This window comes from Natrialbaceae archaeon AArc-T1-2, assembly GCF_030273315.1.
Lineage (GTDB): Archaea > Halobacteriota > Halobacteria > Halobacteriales > Natrialbaceae > Tc-Br11-E2g1.
Genome location: NZ_CP127174.1, coordinates 691,629 through 713,590, shown reverse-complemented (window position 1 = coordinate 713,590; position 21,962 = coordinate 691,629). Strand labels below are relative to the sequence as shown.

Annotated in this window: 22 protein-coding genes, 1 tRNA gene and 1 pseudogene; 10 read left to right on the top strand and 14 right to left on the bottom strand. The window is 64.2% G+C overall.

What is annotated here, in order from left to right; all coding sequences use genetic code 11:
• Nucleotides 1–15: 15 nt before the first annotated feature.
• On the top strand, nt 16–1,020 hold the full coding sequence (locus tag QQ977_RS03620; protein WP_285927583.1) for a hypothetical protein: 1,005 nt from the start codon (nt 16–18) through the stop codon (nt 1,018–1,020).
• Nucleotides 1,021–1,023: 3 nt separating this feature from the next.
• Here QQ977_RS03620 and QQ977_RS03615 read toward each other — a convergent pair whose 3' ends face one another.
• Nucleotides 1,024–1,437, bottom strand: a complete 414-nt coding sequence (locus QQ977_RS03615; RefSeq protein WP_285927582.1) for a hypothetical protein — start codon at nt 1,435–1,437, stop codon at nt 1,024–1,026.
• Between the two features lie 298 nt (nt 1,438–1,735).
• Between QQ977_RS03615 and tnpA the strand changes: the two genes are divergently transcribed.
• The 3 genes from tnpA (at nt 1,736) to QQ977_RS03600 (ending at nt 4,889) form a co-directional block, all read left to right on the top strand.
• The gene (gene tnpA / locus QQ977_RS03610) at nt 1,736–2,167 is read left to right on the top strand and encodes an IS200/IS605 family transposase (RefSeq protein ID WP_285927581.1); all 432 of its coding nucleotides are present in this window, start codon (nt 1,736–1,738) and stop codon (nt 2,165–2,167) included.
• Nucleotides 2,164–3,438 (top strand): RNA-guided endonuclease InsQ/TnpB family protein, encoded by a 1,275-nt coding sequence (locus QQ977_RS03605; RefSeq protein WP_285927580.1) that lies wholly within the window; start codon nt 2,164–2,166, stop codon nt 3,436–3,438. The genes tnpA and QQ977_RS03605 overlap by 4 nt, the downstream gene beginning before the upstream one ends.
• Nucleotides 3,439–3,587: 149 nt before the next feature.
• Nucleotides 3,588–4,889, top strand: a complete 1,302-nt coding sequence (locus QQ977_RS03600; RefSeq protein WP_285927577.1) for an RNB domain-containing ribonuclease — start codon at nt 3,588–3,590, stop codon at nt 4,887–4,889.
• Between the two features lie 4 nt (nt 4,890–4,893).
• On the opposite strand, the pseudogene QQ977_RS03595 reads toward QQ977_RS03600, so the two are convergent.
• Both QQ977_RS03595 and QQ977_RS03590 read right to left on the bottom strand, forming a co-directional pair.
• A pseudogene (locus tag QQ977_RS03595) lies at nt 4,894–5,313 on the bottom strand (NAD-binding protein); the annotation flags it as partial.
• Nucleotides 5,314–5,342: 29 nt separating this feature from the next.
• On the bottom strand, nt 5,343–5,846 hold the full coding sequence (locus tag QQ977_RS03590) for a GNAT family N-acetyltransferase (RefSeq protein ID WP_285927576.1): 504 nt from the start codon (nt 5,844–5,846) through the stop codon (nt 5,343–5,345).
• Between the two features lie 159 nt (nt 5,847–6,005).
• Between QQ977_RS03590 and QQ977_RS03585 the strand changes: the two genes are divergently transcribed.
• Both QQ977_RS03585 and QQ977_RS03580 read left to right on the top strand, forming a co-directional pair.
• Complete coding sequence (locus QQ977_RS03585) at nt 6,006–6,422, top strand: universal stress protein (protein WP_285927575.1); 417 nt, start codon at nt 6,006–6,008, stop codon at nt 6,420–6,422.
• A gap of 493 nt (nt 6,423–6,915) precedes the next feature.
• Nucleotides 6,916–7,977 carry a glycosyltransferase gene (locus tag QQ977_RS03580; RefSeq protein WP_285928738.1) on the top strand — a complete coding sequence of 354 codons (1,062 nt, stop codon included), beginning with the start codon at nt 6,916–6,918 and terminating at the stop codon, nt 7,975–7,977.
• On the opposite strand, the gene folP is transcribed toward QQ977_RS03580, so the two are convergent.
• The 3 genes from folP to QQ977_RS03565 all read right to left on the bottom strand — a co-directional run bounded on the left by folP (nt 7,974) and on the right by QQ977_RS03565 (nt 11,641).
• Nucleotides 7,974–10,403 (bottom strand): dihydropteroate synthase, encoded by a 2,430-nt coding sequence (folP, locus tag QQ977_RS03575; protein WP_285927574.1) that lies wholly within the window; start codon nt 10,401–10,403, stop codon nt 7,974–7,976. The two genes, QQ977_RS03580 and folP, sit on opposite strands and share 4 nt — an antisense overlap.
• A gap of 64 nt (nt 10,404–10,467) precedes the next feature.
• Nucleotides 10,468–10,860, bottom strand: a complete 393-nt coding sequence (locus QQ977_RS03570; RefSeq protein ID WP_285927573.1) for a CBS domain-containing protein — start codon at nt 10,858–10,860, stop codon at nt 10,468–10,470.
• A 52-nt stretch (nt 10,861–10,912) separates the two neighbouring features.
• Nucleotides 10,913–11,641, bottom strand: coding sequence for a GNAT family N-acetyltransferase (locus QQ977_RS03565; protein ID WP_285927571.1), 729 nt, complete (start codon nt 11,639–11,641; stop codon nt 10,913–10,915).
• Nucleotides 11,642–11,836: 195 nt separating this feature from the next.
• Between QQ977_RS03565 and QQ977_RS03560 the strand changes: the two genes are divergently transcribed.
• Entirely contained in the window at nt 11,837–12,010 is a 174-nt protein-coding gene (locus tag QQ977_RS03560) for a hypothetical protein (RefSeq protein WP_285927570.1), read from the top strand.
• A 93-nt stretch (nt 12,011–12,103) separates the two neighbouring features.
• Nucleotides 12,104–12,886 (top strand): sulfite exporter TauE/SafE family protein, encoded by a 783-nt coding sequence (locus tag QQ977_RS03555; protein ID WP_285927568.1) that lies wholly within the window; start codon nt 12,104–12,106, stop codon nt 12,884–12,886.
• Nucleotides 12,887–13,025: 139 nt separating this feature from the next.
• On the opposite strand, the gene QQ977_RS03550 is transcribed toward QQ977_RS03555, so the two are convergent.
• A tRNA-Ser gene (locus QQ977_RS03550) sits at nt 13,026–13,107 on the bottom strand.
• Between the two features lie 97 nt (nt 13,108–13,204).
• Nucleotides 13,205–14,458: a tRNA (N(6)-L-threonylcarbamoyladenosine(37)-C(2))-methylthiotransferase gene (locus QQ977_RS03545; protein ID WP_285927566.1), complete on the bottom strand. Its 1,254-nt coding sequence runs from the start codon at nt 14,456–14,458 to the stop codon at nt 13,205–13,207.
• A 196-nt stretch (nt 14,459–14,654) separates the two neighbouring features.
• Between QQ977_RS03545 and QQ977_RS03540 the strand changes: the two genes are divergently transcribed.
• Entirely contained in the window at nt 14,655–16,541 is a 1,887-nt protein-coding gene (locus tag QQ977_RS03540) for a PGF-CTERM sorting domain-containing protein (RefSeq protein WP_285927564.1), read from the top strand.
• Between the two features lie 29 nt (nt 16,542–16,570).
• Here the strand turns inward: QQ977_RS03540 and QQ977_RS03535 are convergent, their stop codons facing one another.
• A complete protein-coding gene (locus QQ977_RS03535; RefSeq protein WP_285927563.1) occupies nt 16,571–17,635 on the bottom strand; it encodes an AI-2E family transporter in 1,065 nt (354 codons plus the stop codon).
• 100 nt (nt 17,636–17,735) lie between these two features.
• Between QQ977_RS03535 and QQ977_RS03530 the strand changes: the two genes are divergently transcribed.
• On the top strand, nt 17,736–18,443 hold the full coding sequence (locus QQ977_RS03530) for a DUF547 domain-containing protein (protein WP_285927562.1): 708 nt from the start codon (nt 17,736–17,738) through the stop codon (nt 18,441–18,443).
• Between the two features lie 4 nt (nt 18,444–18,447).
• On the opposite strand, the gene QQ977_RS03525 is transcribed toward QQ977_RS03530, so the two are convergent.
• The 5 genes from QQ977_RS03525 to QQ977_RS03505 all read right to left on the bottom strand — a co-directional run bounded on the left by QQ977_RS03525 (nt 18,448) and on the right by QQ977_RS03505 (nt 21,895).
• Nucleotides 18,448–19,176 (bottom strand): nucleoside phosphorylase, encoded by a 729-nt coding sequence (locus QQ977_RS03525; RefSeq protein ID WP_285927561.1) that lies wholly within the window; start codon nt 19,174–19,176, stop codon nt 18,448–18,450.
• 60 nt (nt 19,177–19,236) lie between these two features.
• A complete protein-coding gene (locus QQ977_RS03520; RefSeq protein ID WP_285927559.1) occupies nt 19,237–19,551 on the bottom strand; it encodes a HalOD1 output domain-containing protein in 315 nt (104 codons plus the stop codon).
• Nucleotides 19,552–19,692: 141 nt separating this feature from the next.
• Complete coding sequence (locus tag QQ977_RS03515; protein WP_285927558.1) at nt 19,693–20,574, bottom strand: carbohydrate kinase family protein; 882 nt, start codon at nt 20,572–20,574, stop codon at nt 19,693–19,695.
• 76 nt (nt 20,575–20,650) lie between these two features.
• Nucleotides 20,651–21,472 carry a DUF63 family protein gene (locus tag QQ977_RS03510; protein ID WP_285927557.1) on the bottom strand — a complete coding sequence of 274 codons (822 nt, stop codon included), beginning with the start codon at nt 21,470–21,472 and terminating at the stop codon, nt 20,651–20,653.
• A 168-nt stretch (nt 21,473–21,640) separates the two neighbouring features.
• The gene (locus tag QQ977_RS03505; RefSeq protein ID WP_285927555.1) at nt 21,641–21,895 is read right to left on the bottom strand and encodes a DUF7472 family protein; all 255 of its coding nucleotides are present in this window, start codon (nt 21,893–21,895) and stop codon (nt 21,641–21,643) included.
• Between the last annotated feature and the right edge of the window lie 67 nt (nt 21,896–21,962).

Genomic DNA, 21,962 nt, shown 5'->3' with positions numbered 1-21,962 from the left:
ATCTCACGGACACGAATGTCGATCGAGTTCAACCGCACCGTCGAGGAGGCGCGATTTCACAACCCGCTCGAGGACTTCGCCGAAGACGCCGTCGAGATCGAACACCGCGTCGATCCGCTCACGGGCGAACAGACGCGAATCGTTCCAATGGTGTTTCCCCGCCCGGAGGACGGCCAGCCGGACATAGCGGCGTTCGTCGGCGACGGCGAGGACTGTTTCTTCTGTCCCGGAAACGTCGAGGAGGCGACGCCGACTTACCCCGACTTCGTCGGGTTCGACCGGGGGTCGGCCGGCGAGGCGACGTCGTTTCCCAACCTGTTTCCCTACGCGAAGCACTCGAACGTCGTTGCCCTCACCGAGGATCACTTCCGGCCGATCGGGGAGTTCGACGCCGAGACGGTCGCGGACGGACTCGCCTGCGCGCTCGAGTACCTCCACGCTGTCCGCGACCACGAGGCGGTGACGTTCGCCTCGGTCAACATGAACATCCTGCCCTCGTCGGGAAGCAGCGTCGTCCATCCTCACCTACAGACGATCGCCGACGACCACGGCTCGAACGAACAGCGACGGACTCGCCGCTGTGAGCAGGCCTACCACGACGACCACGGCAGTTCGTACTGGACGGACTTACGCGATCGAGAACGGGACGGACCACGCCACGTCGGCACGACCGGCGACGTCGAGTGGATCGCGCCCTTCGCCCCGACCCACCAGTGGCACGTCACCGGCATCACCGATGTGACCGGGTTTCCAGAGCCCGGAGACGACGTCGTCGACGACCTCGCGGCCGGAATCGAGAACGTGCTCTCGTACTACGCCGACCTCGGGCTGAACGCCCACAACTTCGCGCTATCGCTCTCTGACGATCCGGCCTCACGGGCGGTGATCGACGTCGTCGCGCGCACGCCGTTCGACGACCACTACGTCACCGACGCCTACTTTCACCAGATCTTACACAACGAGCGAGTCGTCGACGCTGTCCCCGAAGCGTACGCCGACGACGTCGGCGAGTACTTCTGATACTCAGTCGGCCGCGTGCGCTCGGTCGTGTTCGACCGACCCCACCGAATGCGTTCTTCGCGTCCCGCCCGATACCCGGTCGAGAATCGTCCGCGACGGTCGAAGGTCGCCGTTCAGCCAGAACTTGACGTCGCGAGCGAACAGCTGGACGCGCTCGCGTCGAGTCAGTATCGCCGACTGTGCGCCGGGCGAGCGAAACAGTGCGATGAGCGCCCACATCGTCCCCGCCGCGAACGATCCGGTTGCGGAGAAGGTCATGCCGAGTGTGGAAAACGTAAACGCGTACACGATCCCGATCGCCATCGAGGGGAGACTCGTACCGAGTGGCACCCGCGCACTCGCGTCCCTGAGCGTCGGCGCGAGAAAGACGATCGACAGCGAGCTGCCTACCATGAAGACGAGGTCTTGCCACATCATGATCTTACTTACTCGGAGTAGAGTAAATAAGTCTCGCGGTTCGAAAAAGCGATCGTTGTGCTGACAGTCGAGAGCCGGCGATTGTTCGATACTCGAGGTAGAAGCGTATTACTCGAGGATCGACCGCGAGTAATCGATCCAGTATCGACGTGTATGCAGTCGTTACGGAAAATTCGAGGCGAAAGCCTCGCCCTTCAGGGCAGGGATGAAGCCGACCAACAGTATTCAATCGCCGACGATGGCATAGACGGGGTTCCAACGCAATCTTTAAACCGTCAGACCGTGATAGTATGCACAGATGGTGAAGAGTACCCGTCACGCGAAATACGAACTCTACTACCACATAGTGTTCGTACCGAAATCTGGCGGAATCACAGATTCCGCTGACCTCGCGGAACAGGGTTCCGCTCAGTATCGGCGTTCGCACTTGACGGGGAAGACGAAGGAACGTCTCGAAACCATCTTCGCGGAAATCTGTGAGGACAAGGGCCTCGAACTGGCCGAGGCTGAGGTCATGTCCGACCACGTACACCTGTTCATCGGGAGTCCACCCAAGAACGCCCCGTCACTCATCGTCAACTGGGTCAAGGGCATCTCGGCGCGGAAGTACAACCAGCGGTACGATGACCGCGTGAAGTGGACTCGTTCGTACTACGTCGGAACAGCGGGAAGCGCTTCGAAGGGCGCTGTCGAACAGTACATCGCTGAACAGGAAGGTGGTGACACATGAAGCGCGTCAACACCTTCGAGGTGGTTCCACAGACCGAGAACGACAAAGAGTGTCTCCTACGGCTACTCGACGCTTCCGCCTCCCTGTGGAACGAGTTGACCTACGAACGGCGTCAGAACTACTTCGGTGACGGCGACGTGTGGGACACCTCCGAGTACCGAGGACGCTACAACGGTGTCGTCGGTAGCGCGACCGTCCAACAGGTCACACGAAAGAACAGCGAAGCGTGGCGGTCGTTCTTTGCCCTCAAGGAGAAAGGCGAGGACGCCAACCCACCGTCGTACTGGGGCAACGAGGAGGACGGACGCGAACTCCGCACCTACATTCGGTGCAACCAGTACACGATTCAGTGGAGCAAGCGTAGCCGTCTCGAAATCCCTGTCGGGCAAGAACTGAAAGACGAATACGGACTCGGCTACCACGAACGACTCCGCCTCGAAGTCCGAGGCAATCCGAAATGGGACGGCAAACAGGGTCGTTTGGAACTTGAGTACGACGAGGTGAGCGGCACGTTCAGGGCTTTCCAACCAGTCACCGTCCCTGATTCTCGACTGGGTTCACCACTGGCTTCTCACGAAGCCGCCCTCGACGTTGGCGCAAACAACCTCGTCGCCTGTTCCACGACTACTGGGAACCAGTACCTCTACGACGGTCGGGAGTTGTTCGGACGGTTCCGCGAGACGACTGACGAAATCGCCCGTCTACAGTCGAAACTCCGCGAAGGACGCTACAGTTCCAAGCGGATTCGACGACTGTACCGACAGCGGACGAAGCGCCGTGACCACGCACAGAACGCGCTGGTGCGCGACCTCGTTGAACGACTGTACGACGAGGATGTGGCGACGGTGTACGTGGGCGACTTGACCGACGTGCTGGAAACGCACTGGTCGGTCAGGGTGAACGAGAAGACGCACAACTTTTGGGCGTTCAAGAAGTTCATCCACCGGCTCGCGTGCGTCTGTGAGGAATACGGCATCTCTCTCGAAGCCGAGTCGGAAGCATGGACGAGTCAGACGTGTCCCGAGTGTGGCGATCACGAGAAGACGGTTCGCCACGAGGATACGCTGACGTGTCCGTGTGGATTCGAGGGGCACGCCGACCTCACGGCGTCAGAGACGTTCCTTCGAGAAAACAGCGATACGGAAGTCAGGCCGATGGCACGGCCCGTGCGATTCGAGTGGGACGCCCACGACTGGTCGGGGAAACCACACCCTCATGAAAGTCCCAAAGAAGTGCGCACAAACCCGCAAGTTGCCTCCGTGGGTCGATAGCTGAACCCCCAACGGAGGAATCCTCGCGCTTTAGCGCGGGGAGGATGTCAATCGGCCTCGAGCACGAGTCTCGACGTATCGTGGCAGGTCGATCGTCCCCCGACAGCCGTCCCGACACGTCTTTGACGCTCTCGTTCGTAACAGGTCGTATGAGCGACGACACACAGGCCGACGCCGGGACGGCCGAAGGGCAGGGTCCCGTCGAAATCTCGGAAGAGCTTGCCCGCCACCTCGAGAACAAACGCGAGGAACTGTTCGAGAAGTTCGAGATCCGCGACGAGTTTCCCGCGGGCGTTCTCGAGGAAGCCGAGGACCGAACCGAAGACGTCGGCTCGGAGATCGACGCCGAAGTCGACGACCGTCGGGACTTACGAGAGCTGACGACGTGGACGACGGACCCGATCGACGCCCAGGACTTCGACGACGCGCTCTCGATCGAAGAGCGCGAGGAGGAGTACGTCCTCTGGGTCCACATCGCCGACGTCACCCACTACGTCCATCCCGAGTCGGCGATGTGGGAGGAGGCCGTCGAGCGCGGGAACACGGTCTATCTGCCCGGCTACACGATCCACATGCTGCCGCCGGTGCTCGCGGAGACGGTCTGTTCGCTCGTTCCCAACGAGGACAGGCTCGCCCACACCGTCGAGATGCACCTCGACAAAGAGGAGCTCACCTACGAGGAGATAGACATCTACAAGTCCGTCATCCGCTCGGACGAACGACTCACCTACACCCAGGCCGAGAACCGACTCGACGACCCCGATGCGCCCTTACACGAGGAGAACGTCCTCGTCTACGATCTCGCCGAGCAGATGCACGAACAGCGCAAGGCGGACGGCTCGCTCGTGTTGAACCCCGCGCGGGACCGTGCCCACACGATCATCGAGGAGTGCATGCTGAAAGCGAACAAGGCCGTCACTCACGAGTTGATGTGGAGCCGTGGCGTCGAGGCGATGTACCGCGTCCACCCCCAGCCAAGCCCCGACGAGTGGTCCGAGGCGCTCCAGGAGATCCAGGAGCTCGACGGCGTCTCGATCCCCGGCGAGGCCTGGGACGACCCCCGGAAAGCGGTCAACGCCACCCTCGAGGAGGCCCCCGGCCGCCAGCTCGATAAGATCCAGTGGGCCGTGATGAAGGTGATGCCCCGGGCCCGGTACATGAACGACCCCTTCGGCGGTCACCACGCGCTGAACTTCGAGATCTACGGCCACTTCACGAGTCCCATTCGCCGCCTGTCGGACCTGATCAACCACTGGATCGTCTACAAAAACGAGGTTCCCGAAGACCTCGTGGCGCTGTGTGATCGCGCGAGCGACAAGCAAAAAGACGCCGAACAGTGCGAGCGCGAGTACAAGAACTTCCTCCAGGAGGTCGGCCTCGACCCGATGGCGGTGAACAACCGCGGCATCGAGATCGTCGACGACGAGGACGCAGAGAAGACGCTGGAGTAGCAGCTTAGCTGTCGACCTCGCCGGAATACGGCGTCGATTCCGCACTGGAAGAACGAGACGGTACACGTTCTGCCTCGAGTTCGCGCATACTCTCCGCCCGCAGTTCGTCGGGATCGTACTCCCCGTTCAGGAGGGCTTCGAGGTCGTCGGCGAACTGGTCGGCCGCGAGGAGGTCCGGAACGATGACGTCGACGGTGTCGGTATACGCCAGGAAGTACTCGGTGAGAGGCGTCAATTCGGCCGTGGAGATGACCAGCCGTGCGTCCTCGAGGTTGGTCACGTCCGCCGTTTCCGACTCGATCGCGTCGCCGAACACGTAGGCGTCACAGTCGGCCCGGAGGCCGGGCAGTGCCTGCGGGTTGTTCTCGATCACGACGTACGGCTGGTCGAGTTCCTCACAGAACTCCACGAGTCGTCGGCCCGTCCGGCCGTGGCCCGACTCGAGACGCCCGACTAGAGCGGCTTCTCGTAGACGTACTCCTCGAGACCATCTTCGAGATTGCTCTCTTGAACGCCGACCCGCTCGAAGCCGGTCGACTCGTAGAAGGAGACGCCCACGTCGTTGTCCGCGAGGACGGCGAGACACAGCCGGTCGTACGCCTCGAGGTCGTCCTCGAGGCGCTCGAGCAGCGCCGTTCCGATCCCCTCGCCCCATCGATCGGGACGGACGTAGATCCGGGACAGCGACGCGACCGCGGGCTGGTCGCGGTGTGGCCCGGCCTGTGCGAAGCCGACAAGCTCGTTTCCGTCCTCGGCGACGAGAAAGACGATCCCCTCGATGTCTCGTGCGTCGACGATTGCCGCCTCGAGATCGGCGAGTTCGTACCACCGGTCGATCGTTTCCACGACGGTGTCGGTCCCGAGAACGTCGTCGTACGCGGCGTGCCAGCTCTCCGTGGCGATCTCGCGGACCGCCCTCGCATCGTCCGGAACGGCACGGCGAACGGTCGGTGACATGCTAGTTCCGAACACGTCCGGATGTAAACGAGTATCCGTCTCACCGATCGCTCTCCCCGTCCGATCCGACCCTTGGGTCACGAATCCGATCGATTCGGTCACAAACAGGTCATCGAACCAGACAGGAGCTATTTACCGCTGTTCGGTGACGGTGATCCTATGTACCGAGACGTACTCGTTCCGACCGACGGCAGCGACGCGGCGTACCAGGCGGTCGAACACGGAATCGCGATCGCAGACGGGCTCGACGCGAACGTCCACGCTCTGTCGGTGATCCCCGGTTCGGGGACGTCGAAACGAGACCAGCTCCGAGCCAACCCGGAGAAAGACGCCGAGACGGCAGTCAAGGAGGTCCTTGAGGTGGCCGACCAGGAGGGTGTCGACGCGACGGGAACGGTTCGCTCCGGCGTCGCCCAGGAGGAGATCCTCGCTTACGCACGCGAACACGACGTCGACATGATCGTGATGGGGACCCACGGTCGAACCGGCCTCGATCACGTCCTGATGGGCAGCGTCGCCGAGGAGGTCGTGAAGAAGTCCTCGATTCCCGTCGTGACGGTTCCACCTTCCGAGTAGCTGGCGAAGCTGATTTTTCGCGGAGACGTCCGAACGGGGCGATCTGACGGATTTTGCCGGCCACGGCGTTGCCGGCTCTCGGACGTACCCGTCCGTCTCGCGGTGCCATGCGCCACGTTCCCAAACCATAATGAACATTTATTATGGTCCTGCTGGAATCGAGGATACACCAACGATCGTCGCCTCGGCGGTCCGGCCGACGACACGCACACAATGATCCACCAATCGACGCCTCGACCGACGTCCCGATCGACCACACGAACACGATCGCGAACGGCTCCGACGGTTCGCTCCCCGACCGACCGCGTGCCCCTCACGTTCGACGCCGTGAACACGAATCGGCTGCAGAACCTCGTCGACGACCACAACGCGGTCGTCGAGACCGTCGTACTCGGTCGCGATAGCGCGTGATCGAGGTCGCGCCCGTTGTCGCCGTTCGTCGATCGGCGTCCAAGAGGTGATTTTTTACCCCGTGGCTGCGATCCGACAGTACATGCGTGTGGCGTTCGTCTCCATGGAAACGGGCTCCCACCGGGACACGGAGGCGAACGACCGAATCCAGCGGCTGATCGCGTTGCTCGCCGAGCGCGGTCACGACGTCCACGTCTGCTGTGTGTCGTTCTGGGACGGCGAGTCGGTCCGTCTCGAGCGCGACGGCGTCACCTACCACGGCGTCGCGGACGATCTCGACGATCGACGCTCGTTCTGTCTGCGGCTCCCGTTTACCCTTCGGTCGATCGGTCCCGACGTGATCCACGCGACCGCGGAACCGCCGGAACAGGTGCTCGCAGCGAACGGCGGAGCGACGCTTGCGGGTGCGCCGCTGTTTCTCGAGTGGGACGGCGAGGGTGGCGTCGACGACGGTCGGTTGTACCGGCTTGCGGCCGGACGGCCGAACCGGATCGTCGCACCGTCGCGACTCGTCCGAACGTGGATCCGGGAACTCGGTGCCGACGGCGATCTGATCGACGTCGTCCCGACCCCGATCGACACCGACCTGATCCGGGAGACAGAACCCACCGATCGGACCGACGTGGTCTACGCGCGCCGACTCGACGAGGACGCGAACCTCGAGAGTCTGTTGCTCGGGCTCGCAGAGCTCCGTGACCGGGAGTGGGAAGCGACGATCATCGGCGACGGCCCCGAACGGCCCACCTACGAGCGCCTGGCCCGGGATCTGCGCATCGACGATCGGCTCACGTTCGTCGGCGAAGCCGACCGCGAGGAGCGGATCGCGATCTACCGGAGCGCACACGTCTTCGCACAGACCGCACGTCGTTGTGTCTTCCCGACTGAACTGCTGTGGGCGCTTGCCGCCGGCTGTGTCGGCATCGTCGAGTACCACGCCGACTCGAGCGCTCACGAACTCGTCGAGGGCCGCGACCGGGGGTTCCGGACGACGAGCGAGGACGAGCTCACTGACGCCATCCTCGAGGCAGGCGCACTCGAGTATCGCGACTACGAGCCGGCGTTCGAGAGCTTCGACCGGGAGGCGGTTCTCGAGCGGTACCTCAGGCGGTATCGCGACGGGCGTGCAACGGAGCGGCTCGTCTAACCGTCGACCGATCCTGGATCTCTGGCGGCGAGTGCCGTCTTCACGGCGGCGACGTTTTCGGGGACGTCGTGAACGCGAACGAGATCTACACCGCGGTCGGCAGCAAGCGCCGTCGCGGCGACCGTCGCGGCGCGTCGCTCGTCGGGGCCGCAGTCGACGGCCTCGAACATCGACTTGTGGGAGTGGCCGACGAGCACCGGACAGCCGAGCGCGTGAAACTCGTCGATCCGGCCCAGCAGCTCGAAGCTCTCGCGGGCGGACTTGCCAAAGCCCAGCCCGGGATCGACGACGATTTGGTCGCGATCGAGGCCGGCTTTCCTCGCGAGCAACACGCGTTCTGTGAGTTCGTCGATGGCGTCGTCGACGACGTCGTCGTAGCTGACGTCCCTGCCGGGAACGACGGGCGCGTCAATGCTATGCATCAACACGATCGGAGCGTCGTGTTCGGCCGCGACGAAGCGCATCTCGGGATCCTCGAGCCCTGAGACGTCGTTGACGACGTCGGCCCCGGCCTCGAGGGCGGCCTCGGCGACGGCGGCTTTGCGGGTGTCGACAGAGACGAGTGCCTCGAGATCTGCGAGCCGTTCGATCACTGGGACCACGCGGTCGATCTCTTCCTCGATCGGAACCGGATCGGCCCCCGGTCTGGTCGACTCGCCGCCGACGTCGACGACGTCTGCGCCGGCCTCGATCATCGCCTCGGCGCGGGCGAGGGCGTCCTCGAGAGCGTCGTACGCGCCGCCGTCGTGAAAGCTGTCCGGCGTGACGTTGAGGATACCCATCACGGCGGTGCCGTCCTGCCAGGGATAGGCGTCCGTCGGTCCGTCCTCGAGTGCCGTCCGAAGCCCCTGGATCACGTCGGCGAACCCGTCGGAGCGATCCTCGAGGACCGCGATCAGACCCTCGAACTGCGAGTGTGTCCCCATCAAGACGGCGTCGACGGCCTCGTCGGATCGTCGGATGCCCGAACGCGCACAGTCGCCGCCCAGTCGGACGAGTTCGCGCTCGAGGACGTCGGCCTGGTGGCGATGAAGCGTCGTCTCGACCACGCGATGGATAGCCCGATCCTGCGTTCGATCGCGGTCGTCGGCGGGGACGTCGGCGTTCTCGAGGACCCGCGTCGCATCTGTGCGATCCCGGACGCGTTTCGGCGTTTCGGTCCGGGTGTACCGCGACCGCGCCTCGGCGACCGCGAACAGCGAGCCTGTGACCAGCACGCAGTCGTCGGCGTCGGCGGCCGCGAGCGCGCCCGCGAACGCGTCCGCGACGTCGGGTTCGGTCTCGACGGCGTCGACGCCGGCCCGCTCGAAAACGGTCGCGAGCGTCGTCTCGTCTTCGGCGCGATCCAGCGCGGGCCGGCACGCGGTCACGACGTCGGGCGTCGGCAGCGCCTCTGCCATTCCCTGGTGGTCCTTCTCGTGCATCGCGCCGACGACGAGGTGGAGGTCGTCGTAGGCGAACGACGAGAGGGTCTCGGCGAGTCGTTCGCAGGCTCCCGGGTTGTGCGCGCCGTCTAACACCACGAGCGGTTCGGTCTCGATCACCTCGAACCGGCCGGGCCAGTGGGCGTTTCGCAACCCCCACTCGAGGTCACCCCGAGAGACGTCGGCCACCTGGCGGGTGAGCGTCGCCGCGATCCCCGCGTTCTCGGCCTGGTGAGCGCCCAGCATCGACAGCCGCGTCTCGAGGTCCCAGCCGTCGCCCTCGACGGTAACGGTCGCTTCGGTGTGATTCACCCGGCCGCCGTACTCGACTTCGACGTCTGCGTTTTCGTCCGTACCGACGGTGACGACGTCGTCGGCCACCTCCTCGACCGCCGCCAGCGCGTCCCCCTCGACGGCGGTCACGAGCGACGCGTCGGCGGGGGCGACGTGGGCTTTGTCGCGGGCGATCTCGGCGCGCGTCTCACCGATGACGCTCGTGTGCTCGAGCGAAACGCTGGTGACCGCACTCGCGATCGGATCGACGACGCTCGTCGCGTCGTACCTGCCGCCGATGCCGACCTCGAGGACGGCGACGTCGACGTCCTCGCGGCCGAACTGCCACAGCGCGAGCGTCGTCATCGTCTCGAAAAACGTCGGCGACTCCCCGTCGGCCGCGCGGTCGGTGACGTACTCGCGGGCCCGCTCGACGAACTCGCAGACGTCGGCGCGAGGAATCTTGCGACCGTCGATCCGGATCCGCTCACGAAGGTCATCGAGGTGTGGCGAGGTGTAGAGTCCGACCGACAGCCCCGTCTCGCGAAGCGACCGCTCGAGCATGCGTGCCGTGCTCCCTTTCCCGTTCGAGCCGGCGATCTGGATACAGTCGACGCCGTCGTGTGGATTCCCGAGGTGTTCGAGAAAGGCCGCCGTCGACTCCGTGCCGGGCTTGGGCCGGAAGCGACGCAGATCGAAGAGAAAGTTCGCCGCCTCGTGGTACTCCATATCCGAACCACAGAGTCCGGCCGCTTTAGGGTGTCGAACCGGACGCCGATCGAGCGGGAGACGCCTACGACGGGCCGTCGTAGGAGGTCTCCGCCAGGTCGGTCGTCGTAACGACGCCGACGATCTCGCCGGCGTCGGTGACGATGGGGAGGTGGTGGACGCCGTGGTCGGTCATCGCCTCGACGGCTGTCTCGAGCGATTCGTCGGCCGGGACGTCGACGACGTCGGTCTCCATCACCGACCGGACGTCGGTGTCGGCCGCCGACTCCTCCGCGGCTGCGAGTTCGACGAAGTCCGTTCGTGTGAGGATCCCTTCGGGGCTGTTGTCGTCGTCGACGACGATCACCGAACCGATCTCGGCGTCTTGCATGGTTCGTGCGGCGTCGGTGAGCGACGCGTCGGGACGAATCGTTACGACTGGTGAGGTCATGATCCGGCGGACGGGTGTATCTGTCATGGGTATCGTTCGTCACGCGAGTCTCTTAGGGGTGATGCGACGCTGCCGGCGATCACATGTAGGAGGCGTCCCACCGAACCGGTTTCCGGGTGTTCCCGCACGCGGGACACCGCATGCGCCCCATCGAGTCCATCGTGGTCGCGAGCGCCTCGCAGTTCGTACAGTAGTAGCCGTACCGGTCCGTCCGGGCCGGGTCCGTATAAACGGTGTTAAACGGCGCTTCCGAACCGATCTCTTCGTCGAACTGATCGACGTAGACCACCTCGCCGTCGTCGGTGACGACGCTTCGAAGCTGTTCGGACTCGGCGTCGAGCAACACGTACTCGACGTGGGCGTCGCCGTCGATCTCGAGCGTCGTCTCGTCGACCTTCTCGAAACCGTGCTTCTCGTAGAAGGCGGCTCCGGCGTGATTGTCGGCGAGAACGCGCCCGCGGAGGTAGTTCGCTCCCGCCTCCTCGAGGCGCTCGCGAGTGTGTTCGAAAAGCGTCGTCCCAATTCCCTGGCCGCGGCGGTCGGGACGGACGTGCAGCCACTGGAGGTCGCCCTGTCCACCCTCCGTCACGACGCTCTCTGAGAACGCAGCCGTCTCGCCGTCGTCCTCGGCGACGAACACCAGTGTGTCGTCGTCCTCGAGCCTCTCGGCGAACGCCTCGGCGCCGTACCACTCTTCGACTGCACTCTCGATCGTCGCCGGGGAAAGCGAGTACGACGTCTTGAGCGACCGGTCCGCGATCTCGCCGATTACCTCGCGGTCGTCGACTGTGGCTTCACGAACGTCCATATTAATAATGGAGGTTTTGCCGGCATAAATCCACGCCTTCGGGCAGATTTCCCGAACCGACGGACGTCTCCGGCATCCACATCCATCGCGTCCGCCCGTAGTGAACCGCCAGGCCCGAAGAGAAGAGCCGGGTTCGACGACGGATCCGCACCCCGTCGAAATCCCGCCGTTGGGTTTCAGTACGGAGCGCTGGGCGTGTATGGCCGCCGCGAAGTCTGGATTGTTCTCCGGCAACTCGCTACGTACGTCCTCGACGACGAGTCTCCCCTCGAGATTCTCGTCTTCGTCGCAGACGGGAACACGCCGGACGGGGTGTTCGCTCTTGGCCCTCTCTTCGGCGAGGACGCGTTGCGAGGTCGGTGTCAGTGACGACCATACCGGTCGGAACGACCGTCTGCGATTCCGAGAGGCGGGTGCGCGGGCCGAAGCGCATAAATCCGGTCACAGAAGTCATGGGAACGAATGGTGTTATCGATAATTTCGATCGAACTCGCGATCTTCCTTTTCGTTCTCGCCCTGTTCGCCGGCATCGGCATTAGTGCGATCGGACCGGGTGGCATTTTCGTGACGATCGCGCTCTTCCTGTTCGTCCCCATTTCGTCCGCCGAAGTCGCCGGAACGGCGAGTGCAACGTTCATCGCGACCGGCCTGCTCGCAGCGTATCTCTATCGGCTGTCGGGAGACTTCGCCGTCGGATACGCTCGAGAAACTGCAATCATCCTCAGCGGAATGAGCATCGTGGGCGCGGTCGCCGGCTCGCAGGCCAACCTCGTCATCCCGGACGACGTCTTCGGCATCCTGCTCGCGGTGTTCGTCGCCGTCGTGGGGGGGATAATCGTCTACCGGGAGTTCATCGGCCTGGAGCCACGCAACTACCTCGATTCCGCGACGGATTTGCAGCGACGGGCACTTCTTTCGGTTCTCGGATTCGGTGTCGGGTTCATCGGCGGGTTGCTCGGGGTCGGCGGCCCTGTCATCATGGTGCCACTGTTGGTGATTCTTGGCGTGCCGATGCTCATCTCGCTGGCCGTCGCACAGGTGCAGTCGATATTCATCTCCGGATTCGCGACCGCCGGCTACTGGCTCGGTGATGCGGTTTCGATTCCGCTTGCAATTCTCGTGGGGGTTCCGCAACTGATCGGCGTGGTGATTGGCTGGCGCGTCGCCCACCTGGTCGCTGAGGAACGGCTCCGGATCGCCCTCGGCGTCGTGCTCGTCGTGATCGCGCCTGCGATCGCGTACTGACGACCCCGGACCCGGCAACAAACGCCAGGACTGGGATTTGAACCACGGTCGGACGTGCTCACTCTGTTGTGCGCGACCTCCCTGATTCAAATCCCTGCCAGTAGAGTCTCGCCGCTCGTGAATTGCTCGCAGCAACAAACGCCAGGACTGGGATTTGAACCCAGAATCCCGAAAGGGAACACGCTTTCCAGGCGTGCGCCTTACCGTTCGGCCATCCTGGCTCACTCGAGCATAGCCACGTTGGTCGTTTAACTCTTACGAGACCAGACCCTACGACGGCGGGCAGACGACAGCCGTCGCGGTCATCGGTCACACGAGTCAGATCGGCTCGCCGAACGCGTAGACGGTGTTGTGGCCGGTCACCTCGAGGTCGACGAACTCGCCGGGTTCGATGCCGTAGTCGCTTGCGTTCTGGACGATGATACTGCGGTAGGCCGAGTCGCGACACTTCACGGAGTCGCCGGTGCCTTCCTGGACGACGAGGACGTCCTCGCGAACGTCGCCGACCATCCCCTCGTAGGCCGCGCCGACGACCTCCATCTTCAGCTCGGACAGCTCCCGAGAGCGTTCTTTCTTCACCGTGCCGCCGAGTCCTTTCAGTTCGGCGGCGTCGGTGCCGGGTCGCTTCGAGAAGCGGGTGACGTTTATCTTCTCGGGGCGGGTCTCGCGGAGCAACGCGAGCGACTGGCGGTGGTCTGCGTCGGTCTCGGTCGGAAAGCCGACGATGAAGTCCGTCGAGAGCGTCCAGTACTCGAGTGTGTCGTCGAAGGTCTCGACGACCTCGAGATACTCTTCGACCTGGTGTTGGCGGCGCATGTCTCCGAGCACGTCGTCGCTGCCGGACTGGACGGGGGCATGCAGGAAGTCGTACAGTTCCTCGTTGTCGGCGAAGACGGACGCGAGTTCCTCGCGGATGCCGTGGACGCCTTTGGGGTTTGCCATGCCCACGCGCACGCGAAAGTCGCCGTCGATGGCACAGATGCGCTCGAGCAGTTCGTGGAGTTTCCGTTCGCCGTCGTCCCAGCCGTAGACGCCGGTGTCCTGGCCGGTGATGCGGATCTCTTTCGCACCCGCGTGGACGAGCGCGCGGGCTTTCTCGACGTTTGCCTCGATCGGCGGCGAGTCGATCTTGCCCGTCGCGTGTTTCGTGATGCAGTACGAGCAGTCGGACATACAGCCACGGGCGATCGGCAGGATGCCGACGACGCCATCGAGGACGGGCTCGGTGTCAGGCGTCGTCGTCGGACACTCGCCGTTGGTGACGGCCTCGGGGACCTCGTCCCAGTGGAGCACCTCGGCGTCGACGCCGGCCTCGGCGAACGCCTCGCCCTGGGCCAGCGCCATACAGCCGGTGACGAACAGGTCGGCCGTCTCTCCCTCGAGTTCTTCGGCCCGTCGGAGCATGTTGTCCTCGGTCTTCTCGACGACGGTACAGGTGTTGAGGATGGCGACGTCTGCCGCCTCGGGGCCGTCGACCCGGTGGTGGCCTGCGTCACGGAGCCGTCGCTCGATCTGACGACTCTCTCCGCGGTTCGACGTACAGCCGTACGTCTCGATGTGATACCGGGCCATTCGGTTCTCATTCGGGGATCCGACGGCAAAAGCGCGACGGATTGCTCCGGAATCGAACGGCCCAAACGACCGATTTCGACGGGCTCGGACGACGGTCGTCGAGACGGTTGCCATCGATGGCTACCGACCGCGACTGCTTTTTCCGATCCGGAAACAGATAGAAGCTATTAATGTGGTGACGTTGCGACGTTCAGGTATGCGACAAACGACCCGAATTGGTGCAGTACTGGTTGCCCTCCTACTGGTCACGAGCACCGGCGCAGCCGCGTTCGGTGCCACCACCGCGTCCACGGGGGAGCTCACCGACGACGACATCGCGGATAAAGTGTACGTCGACGACGACGGCAGTGCCGTGCTCGTCTACGAGGACGAGTACGACGGCGACGACGACGACGTCGATGAGCTCGCAGGTGAGTTCGGCCTCGAGACCGAGACGGGACTGATGCACCTGTTCTACGACGGCGAGTTCGAAGACGACGCCGACGACGTCGACGCGGAACTCGAAGCCGCGATGAACCCCGAGGAGATCTCCGTCTGGGGTGAACTGGTCGCCGACGCGCCGGAGGAACTCGAAGAGTTCGACGTCGACATCCAGAGCGAACAGACCGAAACGACCTCGGCGTCGAACATCGACGCGACGGTCGCCGCCGAGGCCGACGACCCGGCCGCGTTCTCGCTCGACGCCGACGCCGACCTCGAGGCGACAGCCTCGACGTTCACCACGAGCGGGACCGTCGACGTAACGACCGAGACGACGCCCGGTCCCGACGAACACTTCGAGATGACGCTCACCGAGACCGCCGGAAGCTACGAGCTCGACGTTTCCCAGCGCGAGGCCGTCCACGAGTTCGAACGCGACGCCTGGGAGACGCCAGCCGACGCCGAAGCGACCATCGAGAGCCAGTACGCCATGCTCGCGATGAGCCTCGGTGGAACGGCAGACGTCACGCTCGATGACCACGCCTTCGAGGACGACTCCGGCATCGTCGACGTCGAGTACACGGTGACTCTCGACGGCGTCAAAGACCAGCTGTCGGTGATGCTCGCCGAACAGCTCGCCGCCGATCAGGAGCTCGATCTCGACCAGAACGAGGCACAGGCGATCGCCGACCGGATCACCGAGCTACACGTCGATCGCGTTCACGTCGCCGCGGAGATGACCGACGGCGAACTCGAGTACGCCGAGTGGGACGTCGAGATCGACAACTACGACGAGTTCGTCCTCGGCTTCGTCGAGATCGCCGAATCCGTCGACGACGTCGACGACGACCTCGCAGATCAGTACGACGAAGTCGGCGACATGCTCGAGGCGATGGACGACGCCGACGCCGCCTACACGGCGTCGATGGATCTGTCGGCCGACGCCGACGGCGATCTGGTGACGGCCGAGTTCGGAGGCGAAACCGAGACGAAAAACTACGAACAGTACGTCGACGAACTCGAACAACGCGAACTCACGGAGTACGTCGCGGAGACGACTTTCGAGTTTACGGCCGGACTCGTCGGCGACGAGGTCGAAGCCGACCTCGACTACGAGGCGACCGGCGAGGACCTCCTCGACAACACCATCGAGGAGATGATCGACGCGGCCACGATGGGTGAAGACGGCGACGACGAATTCGTCGAGGCACTCGAGAACTTCCAGGACGCCGAGTTCGAGGCTGCGAAGATGAGCCTCGACGCCGACGAGGACGCATTCGAGTTCGAATCTGCCGCCGCGTTCGAAGACCTCGAGGCGTTCGAGAGCTTCCCGCTCGAGACCGACGACGACCTCACGGTGACGGCGATACACGGTGTGACAGACGACGACACGACGACCGCCTACGTGACCGTCGAGGAGTTCGTCGAGGCAGACGCAAGCGAAGACGACGTCCGCGACCACGACCGCGTCGACGCGGAGACGACCATCTATATGCCCGGCGAGGGCGACCGCGAGTTCCCCTCGATCGACGAGGACCACGTCCGGTCGTTCCTCGACATTCCGGCTGACGACGCGGAAGAAGAAGACGGGATGCCCGGCTTCGGCGGGCTCGCCGCCGTCGTGGCGCTGGCGGCTGCGCTGATCGCGCTTCGGCGACAGTAAGCTGTACCGCCGGCCGCTTCCGACCGTTCTTACCCTGATCCCGCTTCCGGCTCGTCCTCGAGTCGATCGTAGTAGTCGTCGACGACCGACAGCGTCGCCGCGAACGCGCCGAGCACGACGGGACCGAAGAAGATACCCATGACGCCGAAAGCGTAGATGCCGCCGAGGACGCCGAGGATGATGACGGCGGGACTGAGTTCGGCGTATCGGTCGACGACGATCGGCCGGAGGTAATCGTCCGCGACGCCGACGACGATGGCGCTGTAGACGAACAGTCCGATCGCAAGCAGGGGTTCGCCGGTCAGAACGAGGTAGGCGACGGCCGGCCCCCACACCAGAAACGCTCCGATCAGCGGAACAAGCGACAGGATCACCATCACGAACGTCCAGAACGTGGCGTTGGGGATGCCGGTCACGAACAGCCCCAGGCCGGCGATCACGCCTTCGACGATCGCGATGAGGACGTGCCCAGCGAGTACCGCCCACATGACCTCGTCCAGTTCTCGATAGAGGTCGTCCTGAACCTCCTCGGGAAGCGGCGTCGTCTCGCGTAGCCAGGCGACGAACTCGGTGCCGTCTTTGAGCAGGTAATACAGCAAGAAAAGCGTCAGACCGAGCCCGATCAGCGTGTGGGTAGCCAGACCGAGCCAGGCGGCCGACAGATCGATGACGGCCGTCGCGATCTCCTCTGCCGACTCGGCGAGTTCCTGGGCCAGATCGACCTCGTAGCCGGTCGTCTCTTCGATCGTCTCCTCGAGTTCGGATACCTGGAGGTCCGCGGGATCGATCCGTTCGACGAGCTGGGCGGCGTCGCCGGCGACCATGCCGATGACGACGACGAACGGGACGAGAACGCCGACGATCGCGAGCAACACGAGCGCGAGCGCCGATATCGTCGGTGACGTCACGGGTGCGAGCCGTTTCTGCAGCGGATGGAGGACGAACGCGACGAGGATCGCCCCGAGTACGTACTGGAGAAAGGGCAAGACGAGCAACAACGAGAGACCCCCGAAGATCGTGACCAGTGCGAGGAGATACCCCTTCCGGAGATTCACACGCGCGATTGCATACGCCGAGGGATACGTTCCTGCCATGGCTGTGCCGGCGGCTGATATCGGAACGTGTCCAGTCAGGCGACTGTCGGTGACGGCCGGCATACGGCTTCAAGGCGCTCGTGATCGAACCAAGAGATGGATGTCGACTCAGCTCGATCCGATCTCGGTCGCAGCCGATCTGTTGTACGCAGTCAAAACGGGTGGCGATGTCGACTCGCTCCGACGGCGACTCGCCACGCTCGAGCGTGATCGACTCTCCCGTGCACTGTCCAGCCACCGACAGCGACTGGCGTTCTGGCTGAACTGTTACAACGCCTACGTCCAACTGCGTCTCGACGCGGAGCCCTCGGGACTCGAGGGCGGAATCCTCGCTCGCTGGAAGTTCCGCGTTCGCGACCGGATACCCGTCGCCGGCGTCCGGCTGAGTCTCGCCGACATCGAACACGGGATGCTCCGTCGTTCCGCCCACCCGTGGGGACTCGGTTACGTGCCGCGTCCGTTTCCGTCCTCGTTCGAACGCGCGTTTCGCCTCGAGTCGGTCGACCCCCGCATCCACTTCGCGCTCGATACGGGAACGGAAAACGGGCCGCCGATCACTATTTACTCGCCAGCCGACTGCGATGAGGAACTCGAGGTCGCGACCGAGTGGTACGTAGACGAGAACGTCCGCTACGACCACGACCGCGAGACCGTCCGCTTGCCGCGGCTGTTCCTGTGGTACCGCGGGGACTTCGGCGGGAAACGCGGCATTCGCGAACTGCTCGCGCGCCACGGCGTGATTCCGGCCGGCTCGAAACCGGCACTCGAGTACGAGAAACGGGACTGGTCGATCGACGTCGATCCGTGACGTGTTACAGTCGCGTCGCGGCCTCGAGCGTGATGTCGATCGCTCGAGCGACGTTGTTCTTTGCCTTCTCCGGAAGTTCCTCGTCTTCGGTGTCCGTTCCTTTCTGGGTTCCTTCCACGAGGTTGCCGTCGACGGTACAGATCGCGCCGGCGCGAAGTCCCTTCCGGCGGGCGAGTGCAAAGAGCGCGGCGGCTTCCATTTCGACGGCGAGTAATCCGGCCGCTTCCCACTCTGCAACGTACTCGTCGGTCTCGGCGTAGTAGGCGTCGTCGGTGGCGATGGGGCCGACGTGGACGTCCTCCTGGTTGTCCTCTGCAGCGTCGACCAGCGCCGAGAGGACCTCGTAGTCGGGAACTGCGGGATACTCGACGGCTTCGTAGCGTCTCGTGGTGCCCTCGTTTTTGGCCGCGCCGGTCGCGACGATCATGTCGCCGATCTCGATCCCCGCCTGGAGTGCGCCGGTCGTGCCGACGCGGAGGATCGTCTCGACGCCGCTTGCGGCGAGTTCTTCGACGGCGATCGCGGCGGAAGGAGAGCCGATGCCCGTCGAACAGATCGACAGCTCTCGGCCGTCGTAGCTCGCGTTGACGACCGTGTACTCGCGGTTCTGTGCGATCGTCTCGGCGTCGTCGCAGTGATCCGCGATGCGATTGACGCGTCCGGGATCGCCGGGGACGAGCGCGAGATCGGCAACGTCGCCCTCGTCGATCAGCAGGTGTGGCTGGGTGGCCATGGCCGCGGGTTCTCCCGGATGTGAGAAAAAAGACCCGTTCCGAACCAGCGATCGATGTGATCAGAAACCCGAGTCCGAATACACGCGGACACGTTCGGGTCGGACGACGACGGTCACGTCGTCGACGGCGAATCGGACCGTCCCACCTCGCCGTCTGCTCCCGTCGTATCTGTTGGCAAAGAGCGCATCGAGTGCCTCCGGATCGACGTGGTCGTACAGTCGCGTACTCGCCGCGGTGACGTCCTCGTCGTGGTACCGCGCGAGCGCCGTCGCGATGGCGACACTCGGCGGTTCGTCCTCGTCTCGGTCGTACCGTATCTCGTTGCAGTTTCTGCCGTTTCCGTCGTCGGGCCTGCGCGGAAGTTGCTTGCTCATGCTCTCACTGTCACGATGCCGTGACGTTCTATTCGATGTGGCAACGGCCCAGTCCATATATCCACCGTCAGACATCGTCGGATGAGAACAGCGCAGCCGCTGGGATCAGGGGTATGCGAACTGGAACCAAATACCTGCCGGTCAGAATCGATCCGCGAAAAACGACGCCACCTCGGCTGTCGTGGGCGCACTCCGTGCACCCTCCCGGCTCGCGGCTAACGCGCCGCAGGCGTTTGCGTACTCGAGCGCGCGTTCGACGTCGCCACCCTCGAGACGCGTCGCGATGAAGCCGGCGGCGAACGCGTCGCCTGCCCCGGTCGTATCGATCGATTCGACGTCGAAGCCGGGGTGAGCGATCGAGCCGTTCGGGGTGTGGACGTGTGCGCCGTCGCTGCCGTGTGTGACGACGACGAGTCGATCGCTGAACGTCGAACCAGGGTAGGCTTCGGTCAGGATCGACTCGGCCTCGCGGTCGGTGACGAAGACCACGTCCGCGCGGGCGAGTGCCTCGTCGTAGTCCCGGTCGGCGAGCCGACGGCCGGGGTCGAAACTGACCGAGACGCCGGCCTCGTCGGCGACCGAGGCGATGTAGGCGGCGGTATCGGGGCGTTGTCCCGTGAGATGGACGTGATCGGCCATCCGGACCCGATCCGGGTCGACGTCAGCCGGACGGACGGCCTCGTTGGCTCCGTCGTTGCCGAGCACCGCGACCTCCCCTGCATCGTCGACGAGCAGGTACTTCACCGCCGTCTCGGCGTTCTCGAGCACTCGCAGCCCAGCGAGGTCGACGCCTTCGTCTGTGAGTTCTCGCCTGGCGAGTAAGCCGTTGTCGTCGTCGCCGACGCTACCGACGAGGCCGGCTTCGACCTCGAGGCGAGCCAGGGCGGTCGCGACGTTTGCCGCGCTGCCGCCCCCGGAGCTTCGCTGGGAGCGAATCGCAGCCTCGCCGTCCGGTTCGGGCAACCTGTCGACGCGGAGGGTCACGTCCCAGTTTACGTGACCCGACGTAAGCACCGTGACCATTCGGAACTGACTAGACGACCGCCGGTGACAAATAGTAAGCGGACGCCGGTGTCGTCGGCCGTGAGCCGGCGCGACGCTACGTGGCGATGAACAAGAGAACGTTGTGGACTCCGGGTCCGAGTCCGACGGCAGCGATGAACGCGAGGACGATCCGTCCTCGCCGGGGCGCTTCTCTGACGAAGTCCGTGAACAGCCCGACGACGACGAGTGCGAGTAAGACTTTCACCACGACGAACAGCCAGCCGGCGCCGAGATACTCGTAGGTCGGCAGGGCTTCGCCGGTCTCGAGGATGAACCGCGACGCCGGCACCTCCTCGTGAACGCCGATGACGTCGTAGCCGACGGCGGTCGAGACGCCGTCGAGCGCCTGTGAGAAGACGACGAGCGCACCCGTCATGCCGGTCGTGGCGACGGCCTGGGTGTACGTAAGACTCAACACCAGCCACGCGAGTGCAGTCACGATCCCGGTTATCACGACCGAAAGTACCGGCCAGAGCGGACTGAACGTCCCGACTTCCCAGCCGTGGGCGATCGTCACTGCCGCGAAGACGGCGAAAAAGCCGGTGCCGACAACGCCGACGAGACGCTCGATCGAGGGCTGTAAGCCGGCGGCGTAGACGAAACTGCCGAGCAACCAGACGACGCCGGCGATCAGTGCCGTCGTGAGATAGACCGTCGGCGAGCTGAAAAGCGCCGCGATGGGTTCCGGCCACGCCTCGAGCCTGTAGAGGACGTGAAACGTCGAGCCGAGCATCATCCACGGCGCGAACGCCACGACAGTCCTGTCGGTCACGGGCGGCTCGAGCACCCACAGAAGCGCCACGACCACCGCAAGCAGCAAGACGAGAGGAACGAAAAAATACCACGGCGGAAGCACGAACCCGTCTGGAACGACCATACCTACCCCCTGGTCCTACCAGTCACTAACAGTTTCCGATCTTTCTCGCATACGAACGTTAATTGATACGTATCGCGATCCGATCCGAATTGCCGTCAACGGAGTCGACGCCGATCCGCAGATACGAGCGGCCACGACAACGCTTGCGCACTCCGCCGTTCTCGACGATCAGGCCGTCGCTTCGCCGTTTGTGTCCTCTTCGATGCCGTCTTCCGGATCGTTCAGCACGAACGCCAATCCGACGCCGACGACCGTCAAAAGCAGGATGAACCCGACGATCGCGCCGACGAGTGCCGTTCCGCCCTCTTCAGTGAGACCGGCGTTCGTGCCGTAGTTCGTCCCGATGACGATCATGACGCCGATCATCAGGAAGACGGAGCCGACGGCGACGACGATCTCGGTGAGTTGTTCCCGGTCGGGCATTACCCGTCGGATTTCGACGGCCCGGACAAAAGCGCTTCGAAGGGCGTCGACAGGTGACGGGTGATGG

What these genes read in the sequence shown, in the direction of transcription:
- QQ977_RS03620 (WP_285927583.1), top strand. Translation starts at nt 16, where the DNA reads ATGTCGATCGAGTTCAACCGCACCGTCGAGGAGGCGCGATTTCACAAC.
- QQ977_RS03615 (WP_285927582.1), bottom strand. Translation starts at nt 1,437, where the DNA reads ATGATGTGGCAAGACCTCGTCTTCATGGTAGGCAGCTCGCTGTCGATC.
- tnpA (WP_285927581.1), top strand. Translation starts at nt 1,736, where the DNA reads ATGGTGAAGAGTACCCGTCACGCGAAATACGAACTCTACTACCACATA.
- QQ977_RS03605 (WP_285927580.1), top strand. Translation starts at nt 2,164, where the DNA reads ATGAAGCGCGTCAACACCTTCGAGGTGGTTCCACAGACCGAGAACGAC.
- QQ977_RS03600 (WP_285927577.1), top strand. Translation starts at nt 3,588, where the DNA reads ATGAGCGACGACACACAGGCCGACGCCGGGACGGCCGAAGGGCAGGGT.
- QQ977_RS03590 (WP_285927576.1), bottom strand. Translation starts at nt 5,846, where the DNA reads ATGTCACCGACCGTTCGCCGTGCCGTTCCGGACGATGCGAGGGCGGTC.
- QQ977_RS03585 (WP_285927575.1), top strand. Translation starts at nt 6,006, where the DNA reads ATGTACCGAGACGTACTCGTTCCGACCGACGGCAGCGACGCGGCGTAC.
- QQ977_RS03580 (WP_285928738.1), top strand. Translation starts at nt 6,916, where the DNA reads ATGCGTGTGGCGTTCGTCTCCATGGAAACGGGCTCCCACCGGGACACG.
- folP (WP_285927574.1), bottom strand. Translation starts at nt 10,403, where the DNA reads ATGGAGTACCACGAGGCGGCGAACTTTCTCTTCGATCTGCGTCGCTTC.
- QQ977_RS03570 (WP_285927573.1), bottom strand. Translation starts at nt 10,860, where the DNA reads ATGACAGATACACCCGTCCGCCGGATCATGACCTCACCAGTCGTAACG.
- QQ977_RS03565 (WP_285927571.1), bottom strand. Translation starts at nt 11,641, where the DNA reads ATGGACGTTCGTGAAGCCACAGTCGACGACCGCGAGGTAATCGGCGAG.
- QQ977_RS03555 (WP_285927568.1), top strand. Translation starts at nt 12,104, where the DNA reads ATGGTGTTATCGATAATTTCGATCGAACTCGCGATCTTCCTTTTCGTT.
- QQ977_RS03545 (WP_285927566.1), bottom strand. Translation starts at nt 14,458, where the DNA reads ATGGCCCGGTATCACATCGAGACGTACGGCTGTACGTCGAACCGCGGA.
- QQ977_RS03540 (WP_285927564.1), top strand. Translation starts at nt 14,655, where the DNA reads ATGCGACAAACGACCCGAATTGGTGCAGTACTGGTTGCCCTCCTACTG.
- QQ977_RS03535 (WP_285927563.1), bottom strand. Translation starts at nt 17,635, where the DNA reads ATGGCAGGAACGTATCCCTCGGCGTATGCAATCGCGCGTGTGAATCTC.
- QQ977_RS03530 (WP_285927562.1), top strand. Translation starts at nt 17,736, where the DNA reads ATGTCGACTCAGCTCGATCCGATCTCGGTCGCAGCCGATCTGTTGTAC.
- QQ977_RS03525 (WP_285927561.1), bottom strand. Translation starts at nt 19,176, where the DNA reads ATGGCCACCCAGCCACACCTGCTGATCGACGAGGGCGACGTTGCCGAT.
- QQ977_RS03520 (WP_285927559.1), bottom strand. Translation starts at nt 19,551, where the DNA reads ATGAGCAAGCAACTTCCGCGCAGGCCCGACGACGGAAACGGCAGAAAC.
- QQ977_RS03515 (WP_285927558.1), bottom strand. Translation starts at nt 20,574, where the DNA reads ATGGTCACGGTGCTTACGTCGGGTCACGTAAACTGGGACGTGACCCTC.
- QQ977_RS03510 (WP_285927557.1), bottom strand. Translation starts at nt 21,472, where the DNA reads ATGGTCGTTCCAGACGGGTTCGTGCTTCCGCCGTGGTATTTTTTCGTT.
- QQ977_RS03505 (WP_285927555.1), bottom strand. Translation starts at nt 21,895, where the DNA reads ATGCCCGACCGGGAACAACTCACCGAGATCGTCGTCGCCGTCGGCTCC.